This window comes from Photobacterium sp. BZF1 (genome assembly GCF_014349205.1).
Classification (GTDB): Bacteria; Pseudomonadota; Gammaproteobacteria; order Enterobacterales; family Vibrionaceae; genus Photobacterium.
On the sequence record NZ_JACSOF010000196.1, the window covers coordinates 1 to 10,333 of the forward strand.

Below are 10,333 nucleotides of genomic sequence, written 5' to 3' on the forward strand. Positions count from 1 at the left end.
CTAGTAAATAAAATATGATCGCAATCACCAAAACAAATAACTATATAATTTGTCAGGTATTAAAATAAAACAACAAAGACGAATAGCAGCAACAAATGCCTAACAATAACATTAACTATCAATTAACAGATGAAAATGTTTCAATTTAAATATAAGTATCAAAATGATATTTAAAAAACATTTATCATGTCGATTAAAGTATTTATGAAATTAAATAGCCGAATAATAGGAAAATAAAAACAAAAAAGCCGATGCATAAACATCGGCTTTAGAGTTATTATTTATGGAGAGGTTTGAATTTACAATTCCATTGGCTGGTTAGCCTTAAGGAGTTTCATTCCTTGGATATGCTGGATAAACCACTTCACAATGGCAAGCAAAGCGATAACAAGACCAACAACTGGAATGGCCTGCAAGATCTTATGCAATACAGGGCTATATACCCAATACTCCGCTCCTGCAATAATCCCCGTAGTGGTTGCTGCGGTTACACCTAACACCACAAAAAAGGTGAAAAAGTAAAAGAAGGTACGGATGATGGTGTAGTAGTGGCTGTAGCTAAGCTCATCAGTGCCCTTGTTCAGCTTATACGCTGAGTAAATCACAGCAATGATGCCTGAGATCATCAATGTCAGTGGAGTAAGGAAGCTGGCAATATACGCAAATCGCACTTCGCGGCGTGGATCAGTAGACATGACTTTATCCGTTGATAATTATCTTTATGCTAATTATCACACGTATTTTTGCGCTATCAAGTTTGGATAATCAAGACGCTGATCACGATCAAGCCTATCCGCTATTGTCTGTTATAGTCACTTATAATGACAGATAAAAAAACAGCCTAGGTTGAGCGGCCTAGGCTGTTGGAAGTTAAAACTTTATTTTAAATTACAGCTCTTCAGTAGGCTGAGTCACTTCGCTACCGTCTTTGATTCGACGGTGACCCTCTTGTAAGTGAACGAAATCGACTAAATCGTCTCCACTTACCTGGAACGCTTGACCAAAGCCTTTTACAAATAGGCCCTGAGTCGGTTCGAAGCGGAACATTTTGAAATCTTCTAAGCCGCTTAGTCCATCGATGATCTCACCAAAACGCGACTTCAACTCTTCAACTGCTGCCAGCCATTTCTCGCTTTCACGCTCAACCACAACGACGTTGGCTTCAAAAGTCAGTCGCTTACGGGCATAGATGGTTTTAGATGACGCCTCATCTTCAATCATCATCAAAGAAACCTGCGGATTCTCAAGTAAATTGCGAGCATGCTTAGCAATCTGACTAATCAGCACGTAGTAACAGTCATCAAGCAATGCAAACGGTGCATAGCTCACGTTTGGCTTACCGTCAGCATCAACGGTCGCCAACTGAATAGTCTGGCAAGACTGGCGGAATTCTTTAATTTCTGGACCTAGACGGTTTTGAAGGCGCTCTTGCTTTACAGCATTCATTCTGACTTTCTCCGGGATATTATTATTTATTTGAATTTAGTTTTAAGTTCTTGGAATTTTTCAATTTGCTCTGGGAACAACTGACGTTTCTTATCGCGGCCCAGGTAAACCTTGAATACACACTCACCGCCTTTAGCAAAGAAGCCGATGAAGTAGCTTTCTTGCCCCATAAATGGCTTGCTTACCAAAGCAATGTCCGTCACGAGGTCAAGACGTAGGTGGCCGTGCAATTCACCTTCTTTGCCCATTAGATTGTAGTAACCACGAGCCTCTTTTCCTTTAGGGAAAGGCGCTTTTACTTCAAAAATAGAGGCCATTGAGTGAACGATGGTCGTAACTGGGCCCCAGTTAGGCAGCTCTTCAAGAATCGTTTGGGCATGCTCACCCGGCAGTGCAACCACCAACTCTTCAGGGAAAGCCATCACGACTTCACCTTCGGTTACCCCTAAGGTTTCGGCAATCGCCATTGCATGAAGTTTAGGTTCAGCGGCAAGTTGTTCTGCAACCTGAGCTTTTAGCGATTCAAATGAAATTTTTTCAAACACGTTTTCTCTCCAGGTACTTCAATGTACGAGTATTAATTAGTTATATTCGTTTTATGCAGCGACTTTTGGCATCGCATGCTGTTGTAAAACTTGAATCATCGACTGAGCCAAGGTCACAGACCAGAACGTTCCGGCTAGCGTTAATGATAGGTATTGTCCTTCCAGTCTCACTAAGCCATTCTTTTGCCATGCTTCGAACAGCGGCTTACACAGTGCAAAGATGTCTTGGGAGAACTTCTGCTGGAAATCTCTTGCAGACAAGAACCCACGGTCAAAGCTTGCCTTTATCTCAGCATGCAACGCAGCCTGAGGGCTCGACTTCGTCATCATGGCAAGCGGTAGTTGCTCTGCCTTGATAGCTTCTATATAAGCTTCCAACGTTCTATGTTGCATGAAACCATAGCCACCAACATTACCACCGGCACCAGCGCCTAGCGGCAACACCTCTGCAGAAGTTTTTGCAAGGCTGTTGTAGATACTGCGCTCACGGTTGTCTCGGGCCCAGTGGTTTCCGCTCAGCCTGCGAAGATGGTGCTCTGCCATAAAGTTTACGCCATATTCGAACATAGACGCTTTGGTTGGCGTATCAGCAGGCTCCGGCAGTCGGCCTTTCTCGATCATCCCTTTCATTGGTGTGCCGCCCATTTCGATCAACTGGTAGAGATCGACACCATGAGCACCACTGCCGAGGAAGTCAGCCAAATCTTGCTGCCAGACATCCATCGTTTGATATGGAAGACCAAACAGCAAATCGATCACAATTGGCGCTTCGTTGGTTGCACTCAGCGATTGGATGCGCTCCATAACAGGCTCGCGGTCATCAAGGCGCTTAGCCTTGCGACGGACCGTGGTATCAAAGCTTTGTACACCGAATGAAAAACGGTTGAAGCCACCTTCCAGCGCCCCTTCGAACATACGGTCATCAAAACGGTTGATCCGCCCTTCAAGGGTGATTTCACAGTCTGTCGTCAATGGGAAGTGAGCTCTCACCATTTTGCCCAGACGGGTCACTTGTTCAGCGGTTAGATCAGTTGGCGTTCCGCCCCCTACATATACTGCACGGAAAGATGTAGCCTGAGTCCAGGGCATTGCTGCTTTTGCTTTCAGCTCGACCATCAGCGCTTCGAAATAATCATCAATTAGCGACTGGCTCGATGCATACTGAAAGAAATTACAGTAAGTACAACGCACACGGCAGAATGGGATATGAATATAAAGACAACGACTATTAGGGCTTTCCGGAACCGTGGACAGTGCCTTGAGCGCTAGCGCCTGCTGATCTTCTGCTGCGATCATTGCCGACATGCCACCGGCGTGCGCCGAACGCTTATTGGCGAACGCAAATCGCAGCGGATCAGGTGTATGCTTCCCTACGACTGCCTCGGTCAGCAGTTCCGGCGCCAACACAGCAGATTGTAATGCTTGTTCTTCAATCATCTACTTACTCGTTGAGCTAGAAAACTAGCCCCTCCTCAACAGGCTGATACCTGTCAGTTTTACTCACTAGAGCAACAGTTCTTTGCTGTTAACTTCTAGCACCACGTTGAGCAAACGTGCATGACTTCTTTCTTATGGGCTATGCCCTTGTTATTTGAGTGGAATGATAACCACTCTTATTCGCAGGCAATCATAAGCAGCCCGTAATAATATTGCAAATGATAATTGATATTATTTCGATTACGTGGATAATGATAACCATTCTTGATTTGAGCAGCTAATTGATAAGTTACTGTTTATACAATTTCTCAATAGTTACAAACACATGAAGCATTATTTTGCATGATTGGAGTAAAACAGTGAACGCGAAGAGATATGCCTTAGCAGGTGTTGTATCAGTGCTTGCCCACAGCCTATTACTTTCAGCTGTACCTAACAAAATGGTGATGGCGATGCCGGTTGGTACAGACTCAACCAAAGTATCGCTTAATCTCGTCTCGGCACCGGCTCCTCAGCCAACTGAGCCCGTTGCAGCCGAGCCAACACCTCCAGCGCCAGTCGATGCGCCTAAAAAAGTCGTTAAAGAAGAAACAGCGGTTAAAAAGCTAGTAAAGAAAAAGCAGCCTGAGCCTAAACCCGAGATAAAAAAGGCCACTAAGCCTGCACCGAAAAAACCAGTTGAGAAGAAGGTCGAACAAAAGGTCGCAAAGAAACCAACACCTGTTCAGAAGCCCGTTGAGAACGATAAGCCTAAAGTTATTGAAGAAGTGGTTAAATCGCCGGCTCCCGCTCAGACCGCTTCAGGAGTAAATAGTGAGCCTCAGCTCGTGACAAAACCAACTTTCGCCACCCGGCCGAGCCCTGTTAAGTACCCTCGCATTGCCAAGCGTCGTGGTATTGAAGGCCAAGTTTTGGTTGAGATTTGGATTGATGAATCCGGCAAGCAGGTAAAACAAAATCTATTAAAGTCATCAGGTACAGAGATCCTTGATGATGCTGCCCTAGAGGCTATCAAACGCTGGCGTTTTTCTTCCCATATTGTTGATGGTCAAGCCATTGCCCATCGCGTACAAGTTCCTGTCCGCTTTAAGCTGGACTAGCAATTAATTGGATTCACACATGGAAATGTTTCACTCCCTACAAAACCAATTCGGCCTAATGACAGCGCCTTTGCTGATCTGCTCGGCACTAACGCTAATGATACTCATCGAACGCTGTATACAGGTATTGCTATGCACTGGCGTGGGCAGAAGTAAAATTGATGCATTGCTGGCTAAACAAAGTCGTACGGATGAAGCCGGACTCGATCAGCTAGCAACTTCACTGAAGGAAAAGCGTCCTTTGCTTTTCAAAGGTGTATCGATGCTGATTTCGCACCGTCATTTTGCCAAACCGTTGCGCGAAGATGCGGCTGGTATTTGGCTGCAACAAAAACGCTCTCAGCTGCGTTCTGGGTTACGCCTACTTGGTCTTATCGGAGTCATCAGCCCCCTACTTGGCCTGTTGGGTACGGTCCTTGGCTTGATTGAAATGTTCAAGGGTATTGCGATGAGTTCAGGAGCCGTCACCCCAAACGATCTTGCTGATGGCTTGGGCCTGGCCATGCGTACAACTGCTGCAGGCTTGATCATTGCCCTACCAGCAATAACCGGTTCACAACTGTTGGGCCTTTGGGCTGATAAAGTGACGGCAAAGCTTGAGCATAGCCTTAACCACTGCAACCTATGGCTGGAAGGGCTTTCACTTGATACCAACTGCCAACCCAAAGCCGATAAGGTAGAGGCAGTATCATGATTCGCACTCATCAAGGCGTTACTGGAGATGACGAACTTAAGCCGGATTTAACGCCTCTGCTCGATATCATCTTTATCGTTATGGTATTTCTGCTGTTGACTGCCAGCGTAAAGATACAATCTTTGGATGTCGAACTGCCACAAACAGAAACGCAGGCCCTGCAAGAAACAGAATCAGATCCTATTACTGTCAACATCACCTCAACAGAGCCCTACTGGGCACTTCAAGGGGAAGAAATTGATAGTTGGGATGCCTTCAAGACCGCTCTTCTAAAAGAAGTAAAAGCCAACCCTGACAAGCCCGTAGTGATCGGTGCCGATAAGGCTGGTTCGGTTGAAAACATGCTAAAACTCCTCGCTTTTCTTCAACAGAATGAGATCAAAGCGACACAGCTATTAATGGAAGAGGATAAATCATGAAGCGTATTGCTCTGGCAACCGCATTACTTCTCGCTGCAAATTCATCATATGCCAGTGAGCGCATCATCAGTGCAGGGGCAGCGATTACCGAAATTATCAATGCCATGGGTGCACAAGAACAACTGGTTGCCGTTGATGTAACGAGTAAAACAATGGTTGATGAAGATATGCCGGTTCTTGGCTATCATCGCCAACTCTCTGCCGAGAGCCTAATCGCCTTGAACCCTACCCGCTTGCTAGGCTCGAACGAAATGGGCCCAAAAACCACATTAGACCTTATCAAGCAAGCTGGTATTGAAGTGGATGTCGTCAACTCCGGTGAGACTGTGGAAGATCTTATGACGCGTATCGAGCAAGTCGGCGAGTTGACGAAAACTGAACAGGAAGCCCAAGACCTCAAGGTACAGGTGCAAGAAAAAGTTGCTTCAATCAACCAGAAACTGGCAAAACACAGCGATAAGAAAAAAGTCTTATTCCTAATGATCCACGAAGGCCGCCCAGCCAATGTTGCAGGCCGAAATACTACCGCTGACAGTGTTATCCGCCTTGCGGGTGCCGTCAACCCAGCGGCAAGTGCCGTCGAGTCTTATAAGCCAGTTTCCCTAGAAGCTATGGTTGAAATGCAACCTGACATCATTTTGCTAAGCTCCCGTACTCTTAGCCAAATAGGGTCTGCTGATGACCTGCTCAAGAAGATGCCTTTACTCTCTGCGACACCTGCAGGCCAAAACAAAGCGGTTGTGACCATAGATGGAACAGCACTGATTGGCGGCCTTGGCTTGAAAAGCCTAAGCGAAGCAGAGCGCCTGAACCAAGTGTTTTACAACCAGTAACGGTTTACCGTTCACTTAAGCAGTATATTTATGATGCAGTTACAACGAATTCCTGCCAGCATCGTTTTCCCAGTTGGCCTGACGTTTCTGGTGTTTGCTATTACCTCCTCGATAGCCGTCGGGCCAATGGATATCAGTTTCGCTGACAGCTTCAAAGCGCTATTGCCTATCCAATTGGATTTACCTGCCCATATTGAAATCGTTATCCATCAAATACGTTTGCCGCGTACTTTGCTTGGTATGGCCATAGGTGCCATTTTGGCACTGTGTGGTGCTGTTATGCAGGGCCTGTTCCGCAACCCGCTGGCTGATCCCGGCATTATTGGGGTTTCAGGTGGTGCAAGCCTCGGTGCCGCACTTTCAATTGTTATCTTTGCCCCGCTGGCGGCTAGCTTTCCGCTGCTACTGACACTTGGCACTGTCCCGGTTTTCGCCTTCATCGGCGGCGCCGTCAGTACCTTTTTGGTCTACCAACTCGGCACAGATAAAAATGGTACCTCAGTCACCATTATGCTTTTAGCAGGTGTTGCTATCGGCGCTTTGTCCGGCGCTGCTCTTGGCCTAATGAACTACTATGCTGATGATCAGGCACTGCGTGATCTATCTTTATGGACAATGGGCTCCCTCGCCGGCGCTACCTGGCCGGGTATTGGCCTTGCTTATATTACGCTGTTTGCATTGTTGTTCTCTTTCGACCGCAACGCAAACGCCCTCAACGCCTTTTTGCTCGGTGAAGCCGAAGCCAAGCACCTTGGTGTGAATGTCCAGCGCTTGAAGCGCATGCTGATTTTGCTGTGTGCTGCAGGTGTTGGTATTGCCGTATCACTTACCGGTGTCATTGGTTTTGTCGGGCTTATCGTGCCACACATTGGCCGGATGATTTCAGGGCCGAACCATAAAACCTTGCTACCTCTATCTGCCTTGCTAGGTGCGCTTATCTTGCTGGTTGCCGATATGCTTGCCCGTGTTGTTGCGGCTCCGGCAGAGTTGCCTGTCGGTATCATCACAGCCCTACTTGGCGCACCATTCTTCATTTACTTATTGATCAAGCAAAAGGGCAGACTGTCATGAGCCAGCAAACCAACTCAGCGCAATTACAAGGCGCGAACAGTGACATTGCCATCGAGGCACGCAACCTCTCGCTCAGCCTAGGTGGTAAAACCCTACTGGATGACTTTTCGCTGCAAATCAAACGCGGTCAACTGACAGCTCTGCTCGGCCCTAACGGCGCTGGCAAGAGTACATTGCTGAAAGTGATGTGCGGTGAGGTTGAGGCAAAAGGTGATGTTGATCTTTTCGGCCACCGCCGACAAGACTGGCAGCCAGGCAAACTGGCTAAGCACCTTGGTGTCCTGCCTCAACACAGCTCATTAACCTTTGCATTTACGGCGCAGGAAGTCGTAGAACTAGGGGCATTGCCGCTTGAACTACCCAATGCGAAAACCAAGCAGATCGCCCACCAGAAAATGGAAATGGTTGGCGTAACCGACCTTGGGCCGCGCCTCTACCCAACAATGTCCGGCGGTGAAAAACAACGGGTACATTTTGCCAGGGTACTGACACAACTCAGCCAAGCGGGTGAAAACTGCATCTTGATGCTAGATGAACCTACATCTGCCCTTGATCTTGCCCACCAGCACAACGCGTTGATTGTGGCCAAACAGATGGCACAGGCGGGAGCTGCCGTCATCATAGTGATTCATGATTTGAACCTCGCGGCCCAATATGCAGACCGACTGGTAATTATCAATCACGGCAAGATACAAGCAGACGGTACACCTCACCAGGCACTGACGGCTGAAACCATAGAGTCGGTGTACGGCTGGCCTGTTTGTATTACCCGCCACCCTGTCGATGGCTACCCCATCGTGCTTCCGGCCGCAGCCTAAAAAGCACACATCAAAATGGAATCCAACGGGGCCAAAATTTGGCCCCGTTGCCTTTATCGCAAGCAGAAAAGCGTATGTAGACCACGAAAATTGCAATTTGAGATAACAAGCATTGCACTCTAGGCCACACTAAGTAAAATGTGAACGCAAGCGATTAAACCATGCAACATGTGCGATATGCACATTATGCTGGTACGCAGCAAAACCGACAGGATGAAGCCGCCCATTTGAGATGCGGCCATTTGTCGTTTCTGCTTTTTGTACCCAACAGAACAATGAGCTACTCGAATAGAAGACGGTGAACTAGTTCATTTTTCTGTTGAGTAAATGATTAATTTATAAGGTTCTCTGACCTTTATTATTAGAAGAATAACTATGGCAACGATTAAAGATGTTGCACGTATGGCTGGTGTATCAACAACGACAGTCTCTCACGTGATTAACAAAACTCGCTTCGTCGCAGAAGCAACCCAAAAGAAAGTGCTGGCTGCGGTAGACGAGTTGAATTATGCACCTAGTGCAGTTGCGCGAAGCCTAAAATGCAACACAACAAGAACCATTGGTATGTTGGTGACTAAATCTACCAACCCGTTTTTTGCAGAAGTCGTCCATGGCGTTGAAGAGTTTTGCTACGGTGCAGGCTACACCCTGATCCTTTGTAATACCGAAGGTAACCTGTCCAAACAGCGTGATTACCTGCGCATGCTGGCCGAAAAGCGTGTTGATGGCCTTCTTGTTATGTGTTCAGACCTCGATGAACAACTGCTAGGCCTGCTTGAGCGCCAAAAAGAAACGCCAATGGTGATTATGGACTGGGGTCCAGAAAGCCCGCATACCGACAAAATCCAAGATAACGCCGAACTTGGTGGCTATGTCGCAACCAAGTTCTTCATCGAGCATGGCCACAAAACCATTGGTTGTTTGACGGGCCACAGTGAGAAAACAGCTTGCCGTGAACGCCTGAAAGGTTTCCGCAAAGCCATGAGCGAAGCTGGCCTAGAAGTCAAAGAAGATTGGCTCCTTGAAGGTGACTTCGAGTGTGAGTCAGCCGTGACTGCAGCCAAGCAAATCATTGCAATGGAAGAACGCCCAAGTGCGATTTTCTGTTTCAACGATATTATGGCGATGGCAATGATCAGTACCTTCCAGCAGGCAGGTATCAACGTACCTGAAGATATCTCTATCATCGGCTACGACAACATCGATTTGGCGCCTTACTTCTCGCCACCGCTAACCACAATTCACCAACCAAAACGCCGTTTAGGTAAGAGTGCAGTCGAAATATTAATGCACCGAGTGAAAGACAAAGAGCACGCAACCCAGGTTTTCGAAATGGTACCTGAATTGGTGATCCGTAACTCGGTCAAAAAACTGAACTAAGTAACCGACAGCGTTTACTTTTTTAGAATCTAAACGGAGGCTTGTGCCTCCGTTTTTTTATGGCTGCTAACTCTTGTTTTGGGATGGAAATATATATTCACGAGCAGAATTAGACGGCAATTTCTGGAATCAACATCACATTTCCAAAGTTGCGATCAAGTTCAAAAATATCATCTGAGATATTCTTAAATTGTCACGAACAAGGCAAACCTATCGAAAGGTAGGGACGCAAAGCTTCCGGCCTAAGAGTCGTCGGGTTTTATTAAATCAGTCAACTTATGGTAGCGGGGTTGCCGATGGATATAGCAACTCGTGTCAAGAAAGTCTTACTTTTTCCTGACAGTGTAATGTATTGATATTTGCTATTCTTGAATCCTCGCTCTGTTGTTAGGTGACCCAAGAAACTTTCACCGAGAAGAAGCATGGACAAACCAATTTTAAAAGAATCTTTACGCCTATTTAGTTGTTTTAATAACGTTAAATCGCGTTCAATGTTTGGTGGCTTTGGGATTTTTGCGGGTGAAACAATGTTTGCACTCGTCGTAAATGACAAACTTCACCTTCGAGCTAACGCTAAAAACGAACAAGAA

General features: G+C 46.6%; 12 protein-coding genes and 1 riboswitch. Of the genes, 8 read left to right on the top strand and 4 right to left on the bottom strand.

Annotation, left to right across the window (positions count from 1 at the left end; translation table 11 throughout):
• Positions 1-299: 299 nt before the first annotated feature.
• The 4 genes from BIZ37_RS27475 to hutW all read right to left on the bottom strand — a co-directional run bounded on the left by BIZ37_RS27475 (position 300) and on the right by hutW (position 3,428).
• Positions 300-695 (bottom strand): hypothetical protein, encoded by a 396-nt coding sequence (locus BIZ37_RS27475; RefSeq protein ID WP_107298404.1) that lies wholly within the window; start codon positions 693-695, stop codon positions 300-302.
• A 193-nt stretch (positions 696-888) separates the two neighbouring features.
• Positions 889-1,446 (bottom strand): heme utilization protein HutZ, encoded by a 558-nt coding sequence (gene hutZ / locus BIZ37_RS27480; RefSeq protein WP_187464236.1) that lies wholly within the window; start codon positions 1,444-1,446, stop codon positions 889-891.
• 26 nt (positions 1,447-1,472) lie between these two features.
• Positions 1,473-1,991 (bottom strand): heme utilization cystosolic carrier protein HutX, encoded by a 519-nt coding sequence (gene hutX / locus BIZ37_RS27485; protein WP_187464237.1) that lies wholly within the window; start codon positions 1,989-1,991, stop codon positions 1,473-1,475.
• A gap of 51 nt (positions 1,992-2,042) precedes the next feature.
• Complete coding sequence (hutW, locus tag BIZ37_RS27490; protein WP_187464238.1) at positions 2,043-3,428, bottom strand: heme anaerobic degradation radical SAM methyltransferase ChuW/HutW; 1,386 nt, start codon at positions 3,426-3,428, stop codon at positions 2,043-2,045.
• Between the two features lie 359 nt (positions 3,429-3,787).
• Between hutW and BIZ37_RS27495 the strand changes: the two genes are divergently transcribed.
• From BIZ37_RS27495 to BIZ37_RS27530, 8 genes are all read left to right on the top strand, one after another.
• Positions 3,788-4,528 (top strand): energy transducer TonB, encoded by a 741-nt coding sequence (locus BIZ37_RS27495; RefSeq protein WP_187464239.1) that lies wholly within the window; start codon positions 3,788-3,790, stop codon positions 4,526-4,528.
• A gap of 19 nt (positions 4,529-4,547) precedes the next feature.
• A complete protein-coding gene (locus BIZ37_RS27500; RefSeq protein ID WP_187464240.1) occupies positions 4,548-5,222 on the top strand; it encodes a MotA/TolQ/ExbB proton channel family protein in 675 nt (224 codons plus the stop codon).
• Entirely contained in the window at positions 5,219-5,641 is a 423-nt protein-coding gene (locus BIZ37_RS27505) for a biopolymer transporter ExbD (protein ID WP_187464241.1), read from the top strand. The genes BIZ37_RS27500 and BIZ37_RS27505 overlap by 4 nt, the downstream gene beginning before the upstream one ends.
• Complete coding sequence (locus BIZ37_RS27510) at positions 5,638-6,474, top strand: hemin ABC transporter substrate-binding protein (protein WP_187464242.1); 837 nt, start codon at positions 5,638-5,640, stop codon at positions 6,472-6,474. The genes BIZ37_RS27505 and BIZ37_RS27510 overlap by 4 nt, the downstream gene beginning before the upstream one ends.
• Before the next feature lie 33 nt (positions 6,475-6,507).
• Positions 6,508-7,545, top strand: a complete 1,038-nt coding sequence (locus BIZ37_RS27515; protein ID WP_187464246.1) for an iron ABC transporter permease — start codon at positions 6,508-6,510, stop codon at positions 7,543-7,545.
• On the top strand, positions 7,542-8,363 hold the full coding sequence (locus BIZ37_RS27520; protein ID WP_187464243.1) for a heme ABC transporter ATP-binding protein: 822 nt from the start codon (positions 7,542-7,544) through the stop codon (positions 8,361-8,363). The genes BIZ37_RS27515 and BIZ37_RS27520 overlap by 4 nt, the downstream gene beginning before the upstream one ends.
• Positions 8,364-8,738: 375 nt before the next feature.
• Positions 8,739-9,743: a substrate-binding domain-containing protein gene (locus BIZ37_RS27525; RefSeq protein ID WP_187464244.1), complete on the top strand. Its 1,005-nt coding sequence runs from the start codon at positions 8,739-8,741 to the stop codon at positions 9,741-9,743.
• 193 nt (positions 9,744-9,936) lie between these two features.
• Positions 9,937-10,041, top strand: a riboswitch (cyclic di-GMP riboswitch).
• A 124-nt stretch (positions 10,042-10,165) separates the two neighbouring features.
• Positions 10,166-10,333, top strand: a 168-nt coding sequence (locus BIZ37_RS27530) for a TfoX/Sxy family protein (RefSeq protein WP_187464245.1), incomplete at its 3' end; no start/stop codon positions are given.

Excerpts from the sequence above, each read along its gene's own strand:
- BIZ37_RS27525 (WP_187464244.1), top strand. The coding sequence starts at position 8,739 with ATGGCAACGATTAAAGATGTTGCACGTATGGCTGGTGTATCAACAACG.
- BIZ37_RS27515 (WP_187464246.1), top strand. The coding sequence starts at position 6,508 with ATGCAGTTACAACGAATTCCTGCCAGCATCGTTTTCCCAGTTGGCCTG.
- BIZ37_RS27520 (WP_187464243.1), top strand. The coding sequence starts at position 7,542 with ATGAGCCAGCAAACCAACTCAGCGCAATTACAAGGCGCGAACAGTGAC.
- BIZ37_RS27505 (WP_187464241.1), top strand. The coding sequence starts at position 5,219 with ATGATTCGCACTCATCAAGGCGTTACTGGAGATGACGAACTTAAGCCG.
- BIZ37_RS27475 (WP_107298404.1), bottom strand. The coding sequence starts at position 695 with ATGTCTACTGATCCACGCCGCGAAGTGCGATTTGCGTATATTGCCAGC.
- BIZ37_RS27510 (WP_187464242.1), top strand. The coding sequence starts at position 5,638 with ATGAAGCGTATTGCTCTGGCAACCGCATTACTTCTCGCTGCAAATTCA.
- hutZ (WP_187464236.1), bottom strand. The coding sequence starts at position 1,446 with ATGAATGCTGTAAAGCAAGAGCGCCTTCAAAACCGTCTAGGTCCAGAA.
- hutW (WP_187464238.1), bottom strand. The coding sequence starts at position 3,428 with ATGATTGAAGAACAAGCATTACAATCTGCTGTGTTGGCGCCGGAACTG.
- BIZ37_RS27500 (WP_187464240.1), top strand. The coding sequence starts at position 4,548 with ATGGAAATGTTTCACTCCCTACAAAACCAATTCGGCCTAATGACAGCG.